Genomic DNA, 18,341 nt, shown 5'->3' on the forward strand with positions numbered 1-18,341 from the left:
CGAGCGCGCACCAGCGGCCAACGTCGTGGCCGTGAGAGGCATCAGTAGACTCCGTCGCTGAACGCACCACGCGACATCGCGCTGAGCTTTTCAGATAGCCTTCGCTCAACCGCAGCAGCTATCGCTTCAGGCGATTGGCCCGGTGCAGCGTTCACGCTGATAGAGACGTTGTTGCTCACCGAGCCACCACTCGCACTAGCCAACGCGTTAGCTTTGATCGCGCGCACGGTGTCTAACGTAGAGCTTATGTGGCCAGAGGCAGGCGCTCGGAACAACTCTGGCCCGCGTTCACCAACCAGATACGTTCCGCCGCTTCGCACTGGTCCGCCAAGAGCGCGCTTGGATATAGGAACGCTTGGACGATTAGGATCAACTGCAGATGAAGACGCACCACCTGGCCCGTTCGCCATGCCGCGAACAACGCTACCAAACGAAGGCAGTTTTATAGACGCGAAGAGGCTGCCAATCTGACTTTTGATTCCGGCCCAAATTGCGGCACCGATCTTGGCGCCGAGGCCAGACCAGTCACCCTCGCTCAACTTCGCGATAACAAACGCAACAGCCTGACCCGCGCCCTCACCCCATCGTTTCCAAACGGAGTCATCGATCTTACCGGTCACACTGTCGAAGATTGAAGAGACCTCGCGAAATTTGCTGATGATCCAATTCACAGACTCCGCCGCGCCTGGGCCAAGGTTTCGTTTAAGCGACTCGCCGAAAGAATTGATCGCGATTCCGATGCCACTCCAGTTGTTTGCGATAAACATGCCGGCAGTGCCGAGCCCAACCAACAGCGCGCCGACTCCCGTACCGAGGAGCGCGAGCCGAAGGAGTTTTGTCGCGCTCGTTACCAAGCCGATCGCGCCAGCCACAATACGCAGCGAGCCGGCGGCGGTCGCGAGAACTCCGCCCCACACCCACCGCATGCCGAACGCTGCAGCAAGGCCGGCAAGTCGTAGCCCCATAAGGCCAGCGGAGACGGAGGCAACACCGCTCACCAACCGTGGGTGAGTCTCGGCAAACTTCGCGAATCTGCTTGTTAGCGGAGTAAGCGCACCGTCAAGAAGCCGATTGAAGGTCGGCAACAAGGCGGTGCCGAGCGCAATATTTAGATTTTGAACTGCTGATTTAAAGCGTGTCATCGACGCTTCCGACGTCTTTACACGCTCTGCGAAATCTTTTTCTGTTTCGCCGCTCGCCTTAAGCGCGGCGTCTCGTATCTTTCGATATTCCCCGAGATTTTGGAGCAGAGGGCGAAGAAACTTCTGAACCTGCGCGTCTTCAAACAGATCGCCGATCTTTGATAGGTCGCCCTTGGTCGCACGATTAACTGCGCCGGAAATCCATTCGAAGATGTCGCTGCCTTCTTTCTGGACCTTCTTCAACTCGCTACGAACGTCAATTCCAAGCTTCTTAAACTTCTTTGTCGTCTCCGGACTAATGATCTTCTGCATCAAGTTGGCGGTGTTAGTGGCAGCCTCGGAACCATCCGCCGCACCCTTCCTGGCAATCTGTAACGCGGCGGCAAGCTTTGCGACGCCATCAACGCCGGACATTTTCAAAGCTTGAGCGGAGGCCGTGAGCGAGGGAAATTCGTGAGCCATATCTTTCAATTCGAAAGCGCCAGCCTTGCCAGCGGATGCCATGGCGTCGAAAGCATCCCCTACCGCCGCAGCCGGGACTTTCAGATTCATAAACGCGGCCTGGCCAGCGCGCGCCACATCGTCGGAGCTGGCGCGATATGCGGTTGCAACCCTGTTGATGGCGGGAAACATGGCCAATGCGGCGGAAATGTTTTCAGCATCGGAGCCACCCAGGCCAAGACCTAGCAGTTCGCTAAAGCTCTTTACTGTGTCGAGCGGAAGTTGGTTGGTCGCGGAAGCGATACCGCGAAGACTCAAGCCAAGCGCCTTCAGTTCGGGCGCCGCCATGCTGCCCTTTTGGCGAATGTCTTCCAACAGCGACTCAAACTGCGCGCCGACCTTGATCGGAGCCGACAAACCTTTGCCCAAGGCGAAAGCTGCGGCGCCCGTCCCGATCAATTTTCCGGAGATAGCAGAGAGTCGCGCCGAGTTGCGAGCGCTCGCGGCAGTCAACGCGTTGAGTGAGGCAGCGACCCGTTTGGACGGACCGGTAACGCGGTCAAAGAGCTCAACTATAAGCTTAGAGGTTAGGGTCGCCACTAGTTTTCCTTGGCTTTCGTGAATGCCGCGTCAAGGGCAGCGTTGGCGTCGCGGGCGAGCGTCGACTCGCGTTTTTCTGGTTTGCCGCTTTTGGCTTCTAGGAGACGTATCGCGGCGCGATAATACCTAAGCACCTTCGCGATCGGCCACTGCTCAATCACGTCTATGGAAGTGTGAGTTTCTGCGGCGGTGAAGGTAATTACGTCTGTCCAGCCTCCACCGGCTGCGGCTCCCCCATCAAATGGGCCACCTTGCTGGTGATGGCGTTGATGTCGCGCAGCGAGACTTCCTTCATAAGAGGAAGCGGCACATTGGCCATGCTTGCGATCAGTGCGAGGGTGCGCTGGAAATCTCCGGTGCAGATCTCGGCGGCGCACGCGTCGCCGGCGGTGGCTTCTTTGAATGTCAACGATGCAACGGTCTTGTCGCCGTGCGTTACCGGCCGTGAAAGTACGACGGTAACGGTTTCGGATTCAGTGCTCATTTGCTTTCCTTCCTGCAGGCGGCAATCGCAGCTCTTGCCGGCGCGGTAATTTTCTCGAATGCAGAAGCAGCGGCACGAGCTGGCGCAGTTGCACGATCGACGGCGGCGGTTGCCGCTCGGATTGGCGCCTGGATACCGTCAATGGCGGCCGCGGTCGCGGTGATGTTCGATATGGTTGGCATTGGCTTTCCTTGGGTGGTTACGCTGCAAACGCCGCGTCGACCTGCGCGCGCGTGGTGATAGTGCCAGCATCGATCTCAGCCACGACTGCCGCTTCCTCGGCGAAGCACGAGTTGACGTAGCCACCGACCGCGGCAGCAATCGTGATCATCTGGGCTGCTGACAACTCATCGGAAAACGATCCATCGGCCAACTTCCATTGAAACGTCTGAGTATTGTCGACCTGTGCGAACAACGCTGCCGCCGTCAGCTTGGCTTGCGTGTCGCGGTCGCTCGGATACGTCACACCACCGACCGTACACCCGGCAATCTCTTTGGCGTAACGAACTGCCGCGGCATAAGTCTTAAGCATTCCACCGGGATACTGAGCAGCAAACACCTCCGCCAGTTCAGCAAGCGAACCGATTGGTGTAGGACCACCACCAGATGCTAGCCATGCTGAGTAGGTTTCATCACTGACAGGCACGAAGCCGGCCGTAGCGCTCGACCACGCTTTGCTAGTGTCGCCATCAACTATCCAGTACCAATTCGAAGGATCATACATCATGCGTATTGACCTCCGCTTGCTATGGATCCCGCAACGGTTCCTGGAAACACGTTCACGCCGCCGCCGTTAACACTGATGGCTGAGTTGAGGCCAGCCAAATAACGTGTTCCCGTCACCGTTGATCCGCTCCATGCCGCGTTCGGAGAATTTAGGAAAATGCCGCCGTGCGAGGTCGTGTATGCGTAAGATGAACCTACCGTGACAGGCGTACTGGTCGATATGCTTATACTGCTGGCTACCTGAACCTGTCCGCCAAAAATCGCCATCATGGCAGAACCATATCCACCCGCATGGACGTGGTTGCCAGCGACGAGAACCTGACCTCCGCCAAACCCCTCCCATACAGCACCACCACTGGTGATTGGTCCATTGACGGTGTTGATTGTCGTCAACATGCCGCCGTTCGAGGCGACAAAGCCGCCTGCGTTAGCGGTACCGGAGTTCTGAACTTTGAGGTTTTTAACCGTGACGGTGTTTGGCCCCTGCACCGAGCAGCAATGCGCGGTCCCAGACGTGACACTGATAACAACATTCGCCGGTGTGCTGCTGTTGCCGTCAATAACGATATTTGGACCACCGTACGAGGGGGTAGCCCACGAACTGTAGGTGCCATCAGCGACGTGAATGGTTATCGTGAACTGACTCGGCGGATAGCTGAAAGCGATATCGACCGCTTTCTGAATTGTCGCGAGCGCCTTTCCGCTCGTGTTTGCCGTGCCATCGTTGGCGTCGTTTCCGATCGCACCATTCACATAAAGGTCGACATTGCGAACGAGAGCGACGCGGCCGAAGGCAGATTGAAGCTGAAAGTTTGTGCCGTCGTAAATGTATTCCTGCACCGCGCCAGACGCGATGTCACTGTCGCGCAGGACTGAACCATCGCGGCGAACCACAGACTTCGCGCCTAGCCCGTTGACATTGAGCGTTGTCGCGCCGGTGTTGCTGTTGGCAGCCTTGATGCGAAGAGTCATGCCGGAAACGTAAGCAGCCGGCACAGGCGCCAATGTAACGACTAGCGCGTTCACCGCGCCGCTGTCCGCGGCATAAACCCATTGGCCTGCCCCTATGAGGTGGTCCGGTTTCAGTCTTAATGCATAATCGGCTTTTCGGCCATTGCTTGCGCTGCTGGCGGAAGCGATCCGGCTGGCTTTGAAGGCCAGGCGATGGCCTCTGGCGCCGGCGGTTTATATCCGAGCGATGAGTGTGGTCGCTCGGTGTTGTAGTAGCGCCGCCATGCCTCGATGATGACCTTGGCCTCGGCGAGGCTGTAGAAGATCTCACTGTTGAGCAGTTCGTCGCGAAGCTTCGAGTTGAAGCTCTCGCAGTAGCCGTTCTCCCAAGGGCTTCCGGGCTCGATGAACGCGGTCTTGGCGCCGACAGCTGCAATCCACTCTCGCACTGCCTTGGCGATGAACTCCGGCCCGTTATCAGAACGAACGTGGCCGGGCACGCCGCGTAGGATGAACAGGTCCGACAAGACGTCGATGACGTCGGTCGAGTTGAGCTTGCGATCAATCCGGATCGCCAGACATTCTCTGGTGAACTCGTCGATGATGTTGAGCATGCGGAACTTCCTGCCATTGTGGGTCCGGCCCTCGACGAAGTCATAGGACCAAACATGGTTTGGATGCTCGGGCCGAAGCCGGACGCACGATCCGTCATTCAGCCAGAGTCTGCCTCTCTTCGGTTGTTTCTGAGGAACCTTCAGCCCCTCCCGCCGCCAGATACGCTCGACACGCTTGGCATTCACCGTCCAACCCTCGGACCGCAGCATCGCCGTGATCCTGCGATAGCCATAGCGGCCGTAGCGTAAGGCCAGACTGATGATGTCGGTCGTCAATGCCTCTTCATCCGGTCGGCTTTGCGGCTTCTTGCGCTGGGTCGAGCGATGCTGGCCCAGAACCTTGCAGGCAAAGCGCTCCGAGACGGAGAACTTCACCATGACATGGTCGACGCAGCGGCGACGGCGGGAAGGGCTCAGAAGTTTCCCGAGGCAGCCTCTTTCAGGATCAGCTTCTCGAGCGTCAGGTCCGACACTGCCTTGCGCAGCCGGTCGTTCTCTTTCTCAAGCTCTTTCAAGCGCTTTACCTGATCGCCCTTCAGGCCACCAAACTCCTTGCGCCACCGGTAATACGTGAACTGCGTCACGCCGATCGAACGAACCGCTTCGCCAACCGATCTGCCTTGTGAAAGCAAAACATCGACCTGGCGCAGCTTCGCGACGATCTCTTCCGCCTTGTGCTTCTTCTGGGGCATTCCAATGTCCTCTCTAACGGCTAATAGCCTAATTCAGGGAGGACCACTTTTCAGGGGGCAGACCAGTACTTGCGGGTTTCACCATAGCCAGCATTGTCAGCAAGCGGATTAGGCTGGTTGCCGACCGCGAGTCATATCCTAGGAAGACCGTTTTTCTGCTTCATCAATTCAAAAGACGCGAAGAAATTGACCTTCTAAGGTCGATATATGGTCAGGTCTTCTTCCAAGTCTCAATTTACTCACGAACGGGTGCGCGTGTCGAGCATCTAGCCAAATCGTTTGCTCGTGCCGAAAACTCCGGCACAAGCGATCGTTACCGTTCAAAAGCTGAAGCTATTATTCAAATCGATCAAAACGAAGCCGACAACACTCATGGTCAAAGAGTGTCCGCGATATTCCACAATGGGGATCTCATCTTAAATTTGGACGAGAGCGACCACGCGTTGGAGGAGCAAATTTGTCGGTTTGTCCACCTCCTATTTGGTTCGAATAAGATATCTCCCACCCGCGACGAATATGGGATGTTTGTCGCTAAATCTGCTGCGTTGCGGACCCTTGACTTATCAAGGCAGGTTGGGGCGGCTGTTTTCTCACGCGATGGAGAAATCCTCGCGATGGGGTCGAACGAGGTGCCAAAAGCGAATGGCGGGACATATTGGTCAGATGATCGTTTTGACGATCGAGATTACGTTCGCGAGCACGATAGCAACGATCGCCGAAAGCGTGAGCTGCTATCCGAACTCGCAAAAGCCCTCGGTATCCAAGCCGACACCACATCAGCGACCGCGATCAAAGCTACACAGTTTATGGATGCACTCGAATATGGCCGGATCATTCATGCCGAAATGTCCGCACTTTGTGATGCCGCGCGGCTCGGCCGCACATTGAGCGGATCGACCCTTTATTCCACTACATTCCCCTGCCACATGTGTGCAAAACACATCGTCGCTGCAGGAATTTCAAGGGCCGTGTTTCTTGAGCCTTACCCAAAGAGCTTAACAGCATCCTTGCATGGAGATTCTGTGCGTATCGAAGGAGCAGATCGGGGCGATATCAAAGCTACCCTGCCGTTGATTTTGTCCATTTCCACGGGATATCACATCGGCGATACCGCGAACTGTTTGAGCGAACAAAGCGAAAAGACGCAGACGGTAATTTTATCGAGTGGCACGATCCCTACGTTGACGAGGACCTGGGAAGACAACCTAGCAGGCTGTTGAAAAAGGCCAGTCGCGGCCGAGCTGTGAGCATGATTCATTGGCTTTGAAGCGATTTGGATCTGATGGGTGCGCGGTGGTGACAATCTGACTGGCGAGTTGTTCAGCTACGTTGATCTGGAGGCGCGGGTTCGGCGCGATCACCCGCTTCGCGCCATCCGGGTAATTGTGAATGAAGCGCTTGTCGCTTTGGAGCGGGAGTTCGCGGCGCTGTATTCGCCACTCGGGCGGCCGTCGATCCCACCCGAGAAGTTGCTCAGGGCGATGCTGTTGCAGGCGTTCTACTCGATCCGCTCGGAGCGGTTGCCTATGGAGCGGCTGGAATACGACCTTCTGTTCCGCTGGTTCGTGGGCATCGGCGTCGACGATCCAGCCTGGGACCATTCGGTGTTCTCGAAGAACCGCGACCGGCTGCTTGAGGGCGACATCGCGGCCAAGTTCCTGAGTGCGGTGCTGGCCCAGCCCAAGGTGGAGAAGCTGCTGTCGAGCGATCACTTCTCGGTCGACGGCACGCTGATCGAGGCCTGGGCTTCGACGAAGAGCGTCAAACCGAAGGACGGCTCTGGCGAGCCGCCGGCCGGCGGCGTCGGGCGCAATGCCGAAGCCGACTTCCACGGCGAGAAGCGGACTAACGACACGCATGCTTCGACCACCGATCCGGACGCAAGGCTCTACAAGAAGGGCAAGGGCAAGGAGGCGAAGCTATGCTTCATGGGTCATGGGCTGATGGAGAACCGCCATGGCCTGTTGGTCGACGCCTGCCTGACGCTGGCCGGCGGACATGCCGAGCGGGTGGCGGCGTTGCACATGATCGAACCTCGCGCCGACCGGCCCCTGGCCATCACACTTGGCGCTGATAAGGCCTATGACACGGAGGACTTCGTCAACGAGTTGCGCGCGATGAAGGTGACGCCGCACGTGGCGCAGAACACAAGCGGCCGAAGCTCGGCGATCGACGGGCGCACGACGCGGCACCGCGGCTATGCCATCAGCCAGCGTCTCCGCAAGCGCATTGAGGAAGCGTTCGGCTGGATCAAGATGGTTGCCCGCCAGGACAAGACCCGCTTCCGTGGCCGCGACCGCGTCGGATGGGCCTTCACCTTCGCAGCCGCCGCTTACAATCTGGTGCGATTGCCGAAGCTCATGGCGGTGCCAGCATGACCCGCCGTCTCACGGCCACGCCAAACTGCTCGACGGCGGCTCAATCCAGATCGCATTCGCCTATCACAACGGCGATCAAGCCATCCCCAAAGCCAGACCGAACACTTCTTCAACAGCCTGCTAGACCCCTCATCGATCTGAAATTCCCGTTTTATTTGGAACTCGAAAAGCGAACGGTTGAAGCGTGCAAAAATCTGATCACACCGCCGACAAGCCGCCAAAGGCGAAATGGGCGGTTTGAAGTGATGCCGGCCACCAAGCCTAACAATCGATCGGGTCGATCATCCAAAAATAGGCGACGTTGAAAGGACACTCTCTCGGCCCTCGGCGAGCTCAATCATCCGTCAATCCGCGCTCCGCAGCCGCTTCATCGTGAACTCGATCTCGCCGCTCGGAAGCTCGCGCCAGCTCTCGACTTCGGTCATGTACGCAGCAGCCGGCCAGCGATCCAGGAACGCCCTCGCCGTCCGGCGCGCCTGGTCTCGTGGCTGAGTGAAGGTCTCTCGCGCATAGCCGTCATCGGCCTTTGCCTGCCAGCGCTGGGCCGCCATCCGATCAGCCAGGTCTTTTGGGGTCCGAGCCATCGCGAATACTCCACATGCGACGCGAAAAATGTAATGGTCAGCCGGGCGCATTGGGAGCCCTGCCGGGGGCGTGATTGGCTGGTTCAAGCGGCGTCGATCGCCGACCGCAAAGGCCGTGGCGGATTTCGCGCGTGTCGCGAAAACTCAGGATCCTCCGCTCAACTACGATCGCGACGCACGGCCATAGGATGGAACAAGATGGAGAACCTGCAATGAGTGATGAGCTGGTTCGATTGGTGGCTTTGGCTATCGCCCAGGCGGTTGTAGATCAAAAAGCCTCGGGGGCGACGTTCGATATAGAAAGCATGACGATAATTGATGCGGAGAGCAATCGCGGATGGGAAGTTCTGCCCGTCGCTAAGGCTGCGCTAAAAGTCATAGAACCTCCGGATGGCATACCGCAGTAGATTCGGGCAACGGACCTCCTGCTCCGCCCCGCAGTCATGCTGGCGAGGGACAAATGGTAAAAGCGGCTTTGAGGCTATGTGCCTGGCTTTGTATCATGGCATTGATGGCTGCATCATGGACCCCGGGACAAGAAATGATCCGCACGGGGTGTAATACACGCCTTGAGCATGTCTGCGCCTATCTCTTCGCGACAATTGCTATTTCGATCGCCTATCCGCGGCTTCATCCCATTCTGCTCTCCGTTTCAATGGTTGCTTATGCAGCTATCCTCGAGGCGGGACAGCTGTTCGTGGCTGGCCGCCATGCCGGCGTGTTCGATTGGATTGCTAGTTCAACCGGGGCCGTGTGCGGATGCTGCAGCGTAAGTCTCGCGCGCAACCGTTCATAAATAGAGCGGGCACCGTCGTTTCCATTGATCGGACATGCTCCACCACCCCATCCGAAAACCCGGCCGCCAAGCTATTGGGGCAGTCGGAAACGGACCCCAAGCTGTAGCGGCTGGACTCCCACCCTGACCCGCTCCACGTTCGGTCATGACCACGAAGTCGCGCGAGCACCTTTACGGCACGTCTGTTCGCATGTCGGCCGAGCGGGCGCGGGAGGCTCGCATCGAAGCCGATGAGTTAGCTTGCATCGCCTGGTCGCAGCGCATGCTGGGCTTTCGCGGCCCGGCACAACCCTCGCCGATACTGGGGGATGCTCTCAATGCCGGCTTCCGCTACCTCGAAGTTCGATGCGCCGGCTGCGACCTGCATTCCGCCGTTGATCTGACGACGGTGCGTCCACCCAAGACCACGCCCATCCATGAACTCGAGCGCCATATGGCTTGCAAAGACTGTTCGCAGGTACGCGGCTATCGGTACAAACGTGGGCAGCTCGTTGCCTCGCGACAAACACCGATCTCGGCAAGCGAACCGCCTTCGGTGTGGTGGCCAGGCGAACGGTAAGGTATGGGCAATCTCTAAAAGCGCGGGTTACGCAGGTTGTGGCTCCCACGACGCTTGCGATGAGTCCTCATCGGAGCCGCTTGCTGAATTCAAGGGTAGTCGTCCTTGAACTGCCGTCAGGCAGCGTGATGATTATTTCCGTGTCTGGCGGCAAGCTAGATATACTTGCCCGGCTCATACAAATGTCGGCAATCATCGCATTCGCCTCCTCGTCGCTGGCTGCATCGAATTCGCTGAAGCCCGACCCCATGCCGATCCAGACGCCGCTGCCCGCAAGCTGATCGAGATCGCCTGTTCGATCGAGCCGGTTCAGGATGGCCGCATCCACATCGAGAAGATCAACTGGCCATTCCTACGCGACCTCCGCGAGTCGTCGGCCGAAAATGGAGCCGGAATTGACCGCGCCATTGCGAACGGCTGTTTATCGATGCACGAAAGCGGCACCTATGTAACGTTTGCGCAGACCGGGACCGACCTATTTACATGATGAACTGGTCCCACCGTTTCGAGGATCCAATCCCGATGCCAGACGGCCGGATCATTCGCACCATTGGCGAGGCCGCGGAATTCGCGACGAGTTTACCGAGGAGGCGTCCCAGCCCAAAATATGATCACCCGTGCCTAAAAAATTGATTCGCGCGTTGTCAATTTCGGGAGCAGATTACAACCAACAATTTTTAAAGGGCCGAAAGACCCGATTTGCGCTCAGCTTTCCCTCCATGGAAAGGAACAGCGTTATGAAGCCGCGTATCCGCGTCAAGCGCGATAAGACGCTCCACGAGCGCCTCGGCGAACAAGCCTGCCGCCTCAAAGAGAAAGCCGCGAACGCCTCCGGAGCGCACCGAGACGAAGAGGCTTCGCGCGTGGCGAGATGGCTCGCGTCAGAACTGCGGCGGCCGACATGACCGACGAACCCAAATCCCCGATCATATTGCATGCGGCCGACGCGCTCCGGCGCGCCCGCAAGCTCCCCGCCGGCCCGGCGAGGAACGACCTTCGCCAGCTAGCCAGAGGATTGCGGGAGCTTCACCGAAGCGGCGCCTATGCCAATCTGCAGAACGTCGAAGGCCCTCCGACGGCCTTCGAAATGCAGTGACACTATGCGCGGCGCGGACAGTCCCAGATGGATGTCCGAGCAGAGCGTTGAGAGATACTGCGCGACAGCAGACGAGTGCCAGACTCACGCCCGCCAGGCGAGGCTCGCGATCGACAAGGAAGCATGGCTGAAGCTCGCCGAGCACATGCTGCGGAGGCCTCCCGATGGGTAAGTCTCTGCCGGCATCCGCATTCAAGAAACTGGCCCGCCTCATCGCTGACCGTGCCCATGTACCGTCGCTGTCCTCGGCCCTGCACGGCCCCGCACTCTCTGCCCCCAGCGACCCTGCGGGACCGTGCACCCTCAGGGGCGATGTAAGCAATCCAACGCAAGAGCGCCGTGCCTACGAGCTATGGCAGCAAGCGGGCTTTCCCTCAGGAAGGGATGAGGAATTCGATGAACGAGCCGAGAAGGAGCTCAGAGAGGAAAGATCAGGCCCGCCGAAGAAGTAGGAGGCGCCGCCATGAACAAGAACTGTCCGATCTGCCGCGGCGTCGGTTGGGTGTGCGAGAACCATCCCGACAAGCCGTATGACGACGAGCTGGGCTGCGCATGTGGCGAAGGCATACCGTGCGCCTGCAACGACAGCACGCCTCCCGATACGAGCCAGGTGATCGTCGTCGGCGAACACACGGTGCACTAAGCTGGAAGAACCCCGTCGAGCGTTGCTGTCTCGGCAAGCAGGAAGACAGCGCGCTGGAGTGCCGCAACATCACATCTGAGGGATTGCCGCGGCAAAAGCTCGTTCAAGGGGCTTACAAAGATGGATCAGGCGTTCATATTAGTGCGACGGGCCCGCTCCCCCCGAGGGCCCCAGCACGGTCCCGCAGCTTTTGCCCCGAAGCCCCCCCGCGGGACCGTGCACCCACGAGGTCGCACTGGAAGAGCCCAATTACGTCAGAACGATGAACGACGGCTGCCCTTTCCGCTTCTGGTTATGGTGGGTATGCGAAATCATCTTGATATCACTTCGACTTTGAGCTCGGTTGCGTTTGCGGCGAAGGAATGCCATGCGACTGCAGCGACCGCCGCCTGATGCGGCCAAGCAATCTTCGTCGGAAAAGAAGCAGTGCATTAAGCGCCGGGCTCGGGTACGAGCCGGGGGAGTATGACCCGCTGAGGAATTTATTGCGGCAGCAGAGCGGCGCGCTCTCCCGCAAGCGAGGAACGAGCAATGTGCAGCAAATGCGATGACGTACGGCGAGAGATTGCCCGCAACCGCGGGCTTTCGATCGGACTGACGGACCCGGCCACTATCAGCATCAACAAGGACGAGCTCAGAACGCTCGAAAAGAAACTGGATGACCTAGACGCCCAGCACCTACAGGAGAGGAAGCCCTCTAGCCAGGCCAGATATAGTTAAAGAACCGACGCTGCGGCAGCCGTTCACGAACTGAGCACTAGCCCCACTTTTAACTCTGATACCCTCAGGCGCAGCGAGTGAAGCAGCCGTACAGCTTCCGTTTGTATCCGTCTCCCAGAGAACTCCCTTTCCGATGCTGTTCAGATGGCAGGGCAAGAGTGGTCAACTTGCTTCCCCTGCTTTCACAACAGAACCTAAAAGAGCTTAAACCATTGCGTCCCGCTCAAGCGCGCGCACCTCGTCGCTGGCGAGGATATACCGCGCCCGCGCGGCCTGTGCTTTGAGGGAGTGCCTAGTCGCTTTTGCGCTTTCTTCTGCGAAGACCGAGAAGCCGGTGTCGCGCTCTAACCGGGCTTCGTCTAATTCATGCATATTGTTTATCTTCGGCCTCACTTGCCCGCAGTGAGTCCACGGGCATGTAAGGGCTACTCACTGTTCTGATAATCTGCCTCACCTTTGAGCCCTACTCGCCCGGCATGAAGCAATGGTACTGCCAAGAGCACGGCGGCGCGGCGTGGATCAGGAGTTCGGGTTAGCCTGGCCTCGGGGCGGAACATCCGGACGCAGGCATTTCCTTTAGCCGGTAGAGGAAGAGTATTCTTGCCGGAAGGATAAGCAGGGCAATGGAGCCATTCTCATGGGCGGATGGAAGCGTGTCGGCCTTTTGTGTACGGCCCTTTGGGTGGTCGCGATATTCGCGTACGCTGCCTGGCATCATTCCTACGAGCTGAACTTCTACCCTCTAACATTCCTCGAAACCTGCATGCAGTACGCGCTGAATACCTCCCGCTGCCATGCGCTGCTTGGCGAAATCCAGCAAGAATGGAAGCGCATTCCCTTTGATTGGACCCGGCCGACGATGCTTGCGTTCGGACCGCCGTTCTTATTCTGGACGTTGGGCTGGTCGATGTCCGCGATCGCCCGGCGGGCCAGCAACCGCAAGTCCGAGGTTCCGTAAGCGGAACATTCGATTCTTGTTCGCGTTCTTACGCGAAGCAACGTGGAGGACTGACGATGGCGAAAGCAGCGAAAAAGACGGCGCGCGGGCGCAAGCAGGACCGGGCACGCGTGGCCGGCAGGCAGGACTACGAGGTCGGCTACGCGTCGAAGAAGTCCGGCAAGTCGGCGAGCGCGGTGAAGAAAGCGGTCAAGAAGGTCGGCGCTAGCCGGAAGAAGGTTGAGAAGTCTCTCAAAACTAAGAGCTAAAGTGCGCGCTATTGTGGAGGTCCTCTTGTGGTCATCGGCGCACGGCCGCTGTTCGGACGAGGGAGCGATTTAACCATCTGCAGCTATGGGTTCGAAGTTTTGTTAGATGAATCTAAAAACTGTGCGAAAATCGCGCTTTCAGTATTGGAGTGCGCGGTCATATCGCCTACTGCCCAGCATATTGAAGGGCTCCATTTAAAATCCCGCCCGCACTTCCGCTCCTGAAGGAGTGGCTTTTCATGGACCTATTAACGCGCCGACCTAGCATCAAGAAGACCTGCGACTTCTGCAATAGCTCCGCGTTCGGCCTCATGCGCCGGCACTACAAGGGCAAGACATTTTGCTCGGCCTTCTGCGAGGCATCATTCACGAACTGCCGGATGTTCGAGCGGCCCAAGTCCGTTCCCACCCCGCGGCATCTTCATCACTTCTCTTCGTCTAAGCGTCACGGCCGCCGAAGAAACGACATTGGCGGTGCACGCTCATCCTGACGCTTCCCCTCTTCGGTCCCGTCAGGTAAACCTAGGCCCTCATTGATTTGGGGGCTTCTTCTTTTCGGTGCCTAGAGCGTGCCTAAGCATTGCGGCGAACCCGATAAGTCTTTCCGGGAGATCGATGGCGAGGTTTCGGGCCGGCGCTGTTTCTTCATGGGTACAGCGTGATCCACGACGCACCACCGCCCCTCTCGATCAACGCGGCCCGTCAACGGGCTGCCCCGGCGCCAATCGGCATCGCCGCTCCTGCGAAACGCAGATGTCCATCTACGTTGCAGCTATCAGGTAACGACCCACCACGCGGGGATGTATCGAACAGTCCCGTTATCGTTGATGGGATTGCCCGCCGCCGGGGCGTTACTTAAAGTGCCCGCTCCCGCCCCGTTGCTTACATCTTGCCGTCAAGGCCGAACTGCAGGGGGTGTTCGTTTGTTTCGGCGTGGAGTTATCGATTGACGCGACGCGCCCGCAGTTTCCCGGTGGCCGTCATGGTGTGACTGTAAAGACTGCGCGAGCCACCAAGTAATAGGTCGTCGTGGAAGCCACATTAACGCGTAGAGGGCCGACGGACTCGCCCCCAAAAAAATCAGTAGGGACACAAGCAGAAGTCCTCTCAAGGAAATATTGCCCGATAGTGCCTGTGTGCGTGGCGCTGCTTGCCGAGATACTGTGGTCACGGAAGGTGTAACTGGTCGAGGCGGCCGGAGTGTACCAAACCGCCCCCGTCAAATCCCACTCCCCCGGCGTCAGTGAAACAGAAGTAACGTTCGTTTGCGTGCCGGACGTAAGTGACACGGCTGTGCCTGTGGCCGTAACAATCGCCGGGCCGATAAGCATATTCCCGTCTTCAATGATATGTCTGAATTCGCCGCGCTAAACGCATTGTATTTAACGCGACCTGAGCCGCTGCCAATGTCGAGCGCATTCTCGATAATCGCACCTATCGAGTTCTCGCTGTCATACCAGTACACCGCGAGCGCGCTGCCTGTAGGGCATCTGTGTGCATTGTCGATAAACCTATTGTTAGATGCTATCTTGCTGTTAGGTGTACGACCAAGCGCGACATGAAGGTTCGGCGTCACCTGTTCCCCGATGTATCGGGCGCACGAAGGGCGGCTTGAACTCCAAGCTGCACGCCGTCTGCGACGGTCAGGGACGCCCTGTCATCATGCTGCTCAGCGAAGGCCAGATGAGCGATTATAAGGGGGCGGCCTTGATGATCGATGCGCTGCCGCCCGGGAAGCAGTTGCTTGGCGACAAGGGCTACGACGCCAACTGGTTCCGCCAGCCGCTCGCGGCCCGCGGCATCACGGCCTGCATCCCATCGAAGGCCAGCCGCGCAAAGCCGATCGAACATGACCGCATGCTCTATCGCCAACGACACAAGATCGAAAATGCGTTCGGCAGGCTCAAGGACTGGCGCCGCATCCACACCCGCTACGATCGATGCTCACATACCTTCATGTCTGCCATCTGCATCGCTGCAGCCGTCATCTTTTGGCTCTGATCAATGAGTCCTGAGCCTAGAAGAGGTTCATGAATGGGCAAGGGGGGCTGGGATGCCATACGTCCTTCTGGACGGCATCGAAATTGTGTGGCCGCATGTTGAATGTCTTGACGTGGTGAGTAGAGGCGTGACCTTCCGGCGTCCTACTTCGCATTTAGGAAAGCCCGTCACGATCACTACGCCAGCCGAAATTGGGGCACTAGCTTTGGCGCATTTGCAAGCGATGACCCAAAAAGCGGATTCATTTGGATAGTCGAACGCTCGTGCATCCCCATATGGGGGGAAACTCACTTTAGGTCGCGGGGGCCCGCATTGAGGGAGAGCTGCGAACCCGCACAAGGGGTGGCGAGGCTGAGAGCATACTTAGGGGTAGCCATGACGAGACCTAAAGGTGACACTCCGTCACAAATCCGCAACCCTGAAGGCAAGACGAGCTACAATGGAGCAAGCGGACCGCTGGCGAGGAACGGGTGAACGAAAAGCCTTCCATCTTTGTAACGCAACGTGAATGGAACAAGACAGCCTATTTTCGATTTAATTGGCGCCGAGATTAAAATGGCTATAACGTTAAATTTTAATGCGCGGCTCGGACCTTTGAGGAATTGGAGATCAAATGAAAACGGTGCTCAAAGCTTTATCGGCAGCGGCTATCGCCGTCCTCATTGCCTCTCCTGCTCTGGCTTGCAACGGCCGAGGAAATTGCGAAAACGCCCCTGGCCAGAATAAGCCCGGCGTGCACGGGGCACCTGGACCAATCGTCGGCGCGGCTGGTCTTCCGATTCTGGCCGTCGGTTATGGCGTTTACTGGCTGGTGAGACGTCGACGAAAATCCGCCTGATATTGTGGAAGCGCGCCAAGTAACCGCGTGCTCGATCTCGCCCGGTTAATACTTCGCGGGCTTTTTTTCGTTGGAACGCTCTTCCGCCCTCGCCGTATCCCTCTCCAGAGCCACCAAGTCTTTCTGATATTTCTCACGCAAAGCGGCAACGGCGCCTGACAGGATGGCATCGCGAAGCCATGGGCGAAGCTCGACCGCGAATACCCGAGGATCAGTCGACGCAGCCGGCACCCTTCTTGAGGGCTTCTACCTGCTTTAGCGTCCTGCAGACGTTTTCGCACGGGATCCCATCACCATCGTTGTCGGCGCGGCTGAGCGCGCACGCGGTCTTGATGCTGACGAGACGAGGCTCGTTGGCAGACAGATTCTGGGATTGCATTGGAGATTGATTTCGGTCGGGTAACTTGAACCTAGCCAATTGAAGGCGTTAGGCGATACCGAGGAGACCGAGGAGACCGAGGAGACCGATAGCGTCTGCCGGGCCGAAGCCCTTAAGTGGCAGTCACGCTTGCCGCTGAAGCGGCGTAGGCAGTAGCAGATAGTACGTGCTGCCTCGAAATGGTCAACAAAAACACCGTAATTATTTTTCACCCGACAGACATTTCGCCCAATCCGCCATTAGCTCCCGTCTCTTCTCAAGGACATTTCCTCGGGCGGTAGGCGCGCTCTACAGCATCGCCAATCCGAAAGACCTAATGGCCTCTGAGAAACATTTGCGCAACTTGGCTAGGACGCGGTGTCGGAAGGTCCAGCGATGTTCGAAGCCCTCGCTCTCTCCACGCTTATGGTTGCTGCCTGTATCGCTATTCATTACGAAATGCTGCGATACACGTCGAATCTGATTCCGTCACTTAAGGTCGCGGTTCGCCTCAAGGTTCTGCTCCTCGTATCGGGATGCTTCATCGCCCACACGATCGAAATTTGGCTGTACGCCTTAGCGTTCTTGCTGCTCGATGGGTTTGGATTGGGTTCGCTAAAGGGCCATACAGAGGAAAACTTTGCCGATTTCCTCTACTTTTCAACGACGTCTTATTCCACTCTAGGAATCGGCGACGTTTATCCAACCGGTGTGTTTCGGCTGATGTCCGGCATTGAAAGTATCAATGGACTGTTTCTAATCGCGTGGTCCACTTCGTTCACATATTTGGTGATGAACCGGCTTTGGCCGCTGCACTCGGACAACACGAATGAGAACGAAAGCGATTGAACGCCCCCCCGGCGACTAAAGCCGCTCGCCCCGCTATTCATTGTCCGGCCAACGGTTAGCCAGATGGCGAATTTCTTCAAGGATTTCAGTGGGCGGATTGTCGGCTAACCTGAGCAGTAATGCTTTGAGAAGGCCAGATAATTCCGCTTCGCTAGGGAGCGCCAATGATTTCAATTGGCTAGCTCGACCCTCCCCGATCGTGTCCAATAAATGGCCAATAAACCGGTGTAGACATCTTTGCTAGCGGATAGCCGAACCCAAGAAACCTCCCATGGGAGTGATTCTCAGCGGGTAGGCTTCTTTCCAGGCTGCGAGCAGCACGTCTGCGCTCTCCTGAATAAGGGTGACGATCCGGAGCAACCCATTCGCCACGTCTTCGTCGGCTGGATCGGTTGATGCCAGGACCAGGTTGAGCAAAGCACCACAGTCTCGAATGACGCGGATGTCATTCTCCATCTTGAACAGGACGCCCTGAAGTTTGTCTGGAAAGTTTGCAGACCTCTGCAAACTCTCCAATTCCGTATCGCTCACATCCGCACCTGATGCGGGGAGCTACAGCGCCACGACTGTGCTTGAACCGAATATGTGAGGCTTCCCTCCCCACTGCTGGGAAGATTAACGCCTATGGCATGGTCCGAGGTTCGGACCCCGCCGCGTCAGGTG

23 protein-coding genes and 1 pseudogene are annotated in these 18,341 nt (G+C 57.8%); 15 read left to right on the top strand and 9 right to left on the bottom strand.

Translation table 11 applies throughout. From position 1 onward, the window contains the following. Positions 1–41 precede the first annotated feature (41 nt). The 6 genes from ACZ5IL_RS14475 to ACZ5IL_RS14500 form a co-directional block, all read right to left on the bottom strand. Positions 42–2,183, bottom strand: a complete 2,142-nt coding sequence (locus ACZ5IL_RS14475; protein WP_464592487.1) for a phage tail tape measure protein — start codon at positions 2,181–2,183, stop codon at positions 42–44. A gap of 199 nt (positions 2,184–2,382) precedes the next feature. Further along, positions 2,383–2,667 carry a phage tail assembly protein gene (locus ACZ5IL_RS14480; RefSeq protein ID WP_464592489.1) on the bottom strand — a complete coding sequence of 95 codons (285 nt, stop codon included), beginning with the start codon at positions 2,665–2,667 and terminating at the stop codon, positions 2,383–2,385. Continuing rightward, entirely contained in the window at positions 2,664–2,849 is a 186-nt protein-coding gene (locus ACZ5IL_RS14485) for a hypothetical protein (protein WP_464592491.1), read from the bottom strand. Before ACZ5IL_RS14485 ends, ACZ5IL_RS14480 begins: the two co-directional genes overlap by 4 nt. A 17-nt stretch (positions 2,850–2,866) precedes the next feature. Further along, a complete protein-coding gene (locus ACZ5IL_RS14490; RefSeq protein ID WP_464592493.1) occupies positions 2,867–3,394 on the bottom strand; it encodes a DUF4376 domain-containing protein in 528 nt (175 codons plus the stop codon). After that, positions 3,391–4,419, bottom strand: a complete 1,029-nt coding sequence (locus tag ACZ5IL_RS14495) for a hypothetical protein (RefSeq protein ID WP_464592495.1) — start codon at positions 4,417–4,419, stop codon at positions 3,391–3,393. The genes ACZ5IL_RS14490 and ACZ5IL_RS14495 overlap by 4 nt, the downstream gene beginning before the upstream one ends. Positions 4,420–4,481: 62 nt before the next feature. Beyond that, positions 4,482–5,650 (bottom strand): IS3 family transposase gene (locus tag ACZ5IL_RS14500; RefSeq protein WP_464592339.1). Its coding sequence is split into 2 segments (ribosomal slippage): positions 4,482–5,386 and positions 5,386–5,650, totalling 1,170 coding nucleotides; the frame shifts between segments, so codons are not numbered across the junction. A gap of 422 nt (positions 5,651–6,072) precedes the next feature. Here ACZ5IL_RS14500 and ACZ5IL_RS14505 point away from each other — a divergent pair. Then, a complete protein-coding gene (locus ACZ5IL_RS14505) occupies positions 6,073–6,870 on the top strand; it encodes a deaminase (protein WP_464592497.1) in 798 nt (265 codons plus the stop codon). A 66-nt stretch (positions 6,871–6,936) separates the two neighbouring features. Continuing rightward, positions 6,937–8,028, top strand: a complete 1,092-nt coding sequence (locus ACZ5IL_RS14510; RefSeq protein WP_464592499.1) for an IS5 family transposase — start codon at positions 6,937–6,939, stop codon at positions 8,026–8,028. Between the two features lie 344 nt (positions 8,029–8,372). Here ACZ5IL_RS14510 and ACZ5IL_RS14515 read toward each other — a convergent pair whose 3' ends face one another. Continuing rightward, complete coding sequence (locus tag ACZ5IL_RS14515) at positions 8,373–8,612, bottom strand: hypothetical protein (protein ID WP_464592501.1); 240 nt, start codon at positions 8,610–8,612, stop codon at positions 8,373–8,375. A gap of 212 nt (positions 8,613–8,824) precedes the next feature. Here ACZ5IL_RS14515 and ACZ5IL_RS14520 point away from each other — a divergent pair, with 212 nt between their 5' ends. From ACZ5IL_RS14520 to ACZ5IL_RS14560, 9 genes are all read left to right on the top strand, one after another. After that, positions 8,825–9,019 carry a hypothetical protein gene (locus tag ACZ5IL_RS14520; protein ID WP_464592503.1) on the top strand — a complete coding sequence of 65 codons (195 nt, stop codon included), beginning with the start codon at positions 8,825–8,827 and terminating at the stop codon, positions 9,017–9,019. A gap of 53 nt (positions 9,020–9,072) precedes the next feature. Beyond that, positions 9,073–9,408: a VanZ family protein gene (locus tag ACZ5IL_RS14525; RefSeq protein WP_464592505.1), complete on the top strand. Its 336-nt coding sequence runs from the start codon at positions 9,073–9,075 to the stop codon at positions 9,406–9,408. 145 nt (positions 9,409–9,553) lie between these two features. Further along, entirely contained in the window at positions 9,554–9,967 is a 414-nt protein-coding gene (locus tag ACZ5IL_RS14530) for a hypothetical protein (RefSeq protein WP_464592507.1), read from the top strand. A 128-nt stretch (positions 9,968–10,095) separates the two neighbouring features. Then, on the top strand, positions 10,096–10,248 hold the full coding sequence (locus ACZ5IL_RS14535) for a hypothetical protein (protein ID WP_464592509.1): 153 nt from the start codon (positions 10,096–10,098) through the stop codon (positions 10,246–10,248). Positions 10,249–10,704: 456 nt separating this feature from the next. Then, complete coding sequence (locus ACZ5IL_RS14540; protein ID WP_464592511.1) at positions 10,705–10,872, top strand: hypothetical protein; 168 nt, start codon at positions 10,705–10,707, stop codon at positions 10,870–10,872. Further along, positions 10,869–11,063 (top strand): hypothetical protein, encoded by a 195-nt coding sequence (locus ACZ5IL_RS14545; protein ID WP_464592513.1) that lies wholly within the window; start codon positions 10,869–10,871, stop codon positions 11,061–11,063. The genes ACZ5IL_RS14540 and ACZ5IL_RS14545 overlap by 4 nt, the downstream gene beginning before the upstream one ends. 31 nt (positions 11,064–11,094) lie before the next feature. Next, a complete protein-coding gene (locus tag ACZ5IL_RS14550) occupies positions 11,095–11,235 on the top strand; it encodes a hypothetical protein (protein WP_464592515.1) in 141 nt (46 codons plus the stop codon). Further along, complete coding sequence (locus ACZ5IL_RS14555; protein WP_464592517.1) at positions 11,228–11,515, top strand: DUF2934 domain-containing protein; 288 nt, start codon at positions 11,228–11,230, stop codon at positions 11,513–11,515. Before ACZ5IL_RS14550 ends, ACZ5IL_RS14555 begins: the two co-directional genes overlap by 8 nt. 11 nt (positions 11,516–11,526) lie before the next feature. Next, complete coding sequence (locus ACZ5IL_RS14560; protein WP_464592519.1) at positions 11,527–11,706, top strand: hypothetical protein; 180 nt, start codon at positions 11,527–11,529, stop codon at positions 11,704–11,706. Between the two features lie 924 nt (positions 11,707–12,630). On the opposite strand, the gene ACZ5IL_RS14565 is transcribed toward ACZ5IL_RS14560, so the two are convergent. Next, positions 12,631–12,798, bottom strand: coding sequence for a hypothetical protein (locus ACZ5IL_RS14565; RefSeq protein ID WP_464592521.1), 168 nt, complete (start codon positions 12,796–12,798; stop codon positions 12,631–12,633). A 265-nt stretch (positions 12,799–13,063) separates the two neighbouring features. On the opposite strand from ACZ5IL_RS14565, the gene ACZ5IL_RS14570 reads away from it, so the two are divergent. The 4 genes and pseudogenes from ACZ5IL_RS14570 (at position 13,064) to ACZ5IL_RS14585 (ending at position 17,678) form a co-directional block, all read left to right on the top strand. Continuing rightward, the gene (locus tag ACZ5IL_RS14570) at positions 13,064–13,384 is read left to right on the top strand and encodes a hypothetical protein (RefSeq protein ID WP_464592523.1); all 321 of its coding nucleotides are present in this window, start codon (positions 13,064–13,066) and stop codon (positions 13,382–13,384) included. Between the two features lie 56 nt (positions 13,385–13,440). After that, entirely contained in the window at positions 13,441–13,632 is a 192-nt protein-coding gene (locus tag ACZ5IL_RS14575) for a DUF3606 domain-containing protein (protein ID WP_464592525.1), read from the top strand. Between the two features lie 1,581 nt (positions 13,633–15,213). Then, positions 15,214–15,633 (top strand): annotated as a pseudogene (locus ACZ5IL_RS14580) (IS5 family transposase); the annotation flags it as partial. Positions 15,634–17,225: 1,592 nt separating this feature from the next. Beyond that, on the top strand, positions 17,226–17,678 hold the full coding sequence (locus ACZ5IL_RS14585; RefSeq protein WP_464592527.1) for a potassium channel family protein: 453 nt from the start codon (positions 17,226–17,228) through the stop codon (positions 17,676–17,678). A 240-nt stretch (positions 17,679–17,918) separates the two neighbouring features. Here the strand turns inward: ACZ5IL_RS14585 and ACZ5IL_RS14590 are convergent, their stop codons facing one another. Then, the gene (locus tag ACZ5IL_RS14590; protein ID WP_464592529.1) at positions 17,919–18,209 is read right to left on the bottom strand and encodes a hypothetical protein; all 291 of its coding nucleotides are present in this window, start codon (positions 18,207–18,209) and stop codon (positions 17,919–17,921) included. Positions 18,210–18,341: the final 132 nt, after the last annotated feature.

Source organism: Nitrobacter sp. CN101 (assembly GCF_055390255.1).

Coding starts and splice junctions, on each gene's coding strand:
- ACZ5IL_RS14575 (WP_464592525.1), top strand. CDS start 13,441: ATGGCGAAAGCAGCGAAAAAGACGGCGCGCGGGCGCAAGCAGGACCGG.
- ACZ5IL_RS14485 (WP_464592491.1), bottom strand. CDS start 2,849: ATGCCAACCATATCGAACATCACCGCGACCGCGGCCGCCATTGACGGT.
- ACZ5IL_RS14540 (WP_464592511.1), top strand. CDS start 10,705: ATGAAGCCGCGTATCCGCGTCAAGCGCGATAAGACGCTCCACGAGCGC.
- ACZ5IL_RS14585 (WP_464592527.1), top strand. CDS start 17,226: ATGTTCGAAGCCCTCGCTCTCTCCACGCTTATGGTTGCTGCCTGTATC.
- ACZ5IL_RS14490 (WP_464592493.1), bottom strand. CDS start 3,394: ATGATGTATGATCCTTCGAATTGGTACTGGATAGTTGATGGCGACACT.
- ACZ5IL_RS14560 (WP_464592519.1), top strand. CDS start 11,527: ATGAACAAGAACTGTCCGATCTGCCGCGGCGTCGGTTGGGTGTGCGAG.
- ACZ5IL_RS14565 (WP_464592521.1), bottom strand. CDS start 12,798: ATGCATGAATTAGACGAAGCCCGGTTAGAGCGCGACACCGGCTTCTCG.
- ACZ5IL_RS14550 (WP_464592515.1), top strand. CDS start 11,095: ATGTCCGAGCAGAGCGTTGAGAGATACTGCGCGACAGCAGACGAGTGC.
- ACZ5IL_RS14555 (WP_464592517.1), top strand. CDS start 11,228: ATGGGTAAGTCTCTGCCGGCATCCGCATTCAAGAAACTGGCCCGCCTC.
- ACZ5IL_RS14570 (WP_464592523.1), top strand. CDS start 13,064: ATGGGCGGATGGAAGCGTGTCGGCCTTTTGTGTACGGCCCTTTGGGTG.
- ACZ5IL_RS14545 (WP_464592513.1), top strand. CDS start 10,869: ATGACCGACGAACCCAAATCCCCGATCATATTGCATGCGGCCGACGCG.
- ACZ5IL_RS14530 (WP_464592507.1), top strand. CDS start 9,554: ATGACCACGAAGTCGCGCGAGCACCTTTACGGCACGTCTGTTCGCATG.
- ACZ5IL_RS14515 (WP_464592501.1), bottom strand. CDS start 8,612: ATGGCTCGGACCCCAAAAGACCTGGCTGATCGGATGGCGGCCCAGCGC.
- ACZ5IL_RS14520 (WP_464592503.1), top strand. CDS start 8,825: ATGAGTGATGAGCTGGTTCGATTGGTGGCTTTGGCTATCGCCCAGGCG.
- ACZ5IL_RS14480 (WP_464592489.1), bottom strand. CDS start 2,667: ATGAGCACTGAATCCGAAACCGTTACCGTCGTACTTTCACGGCCGGTA.
- ACZ5IL_RS14525 (WP_464592505.1), top strand. CDS start 9,073: ATGGTAAAAGCGGCTTTGAGGCTATGTGCCTGGCTTTGTATCATGGCA.
- ACZ5IL_RS14535 (WP_464592509.1), top strand. CDS start 10,096: ATGATTATTTCCGTGTCTGGCGGCAAGCTAGATATACTTGCCCGGCTC.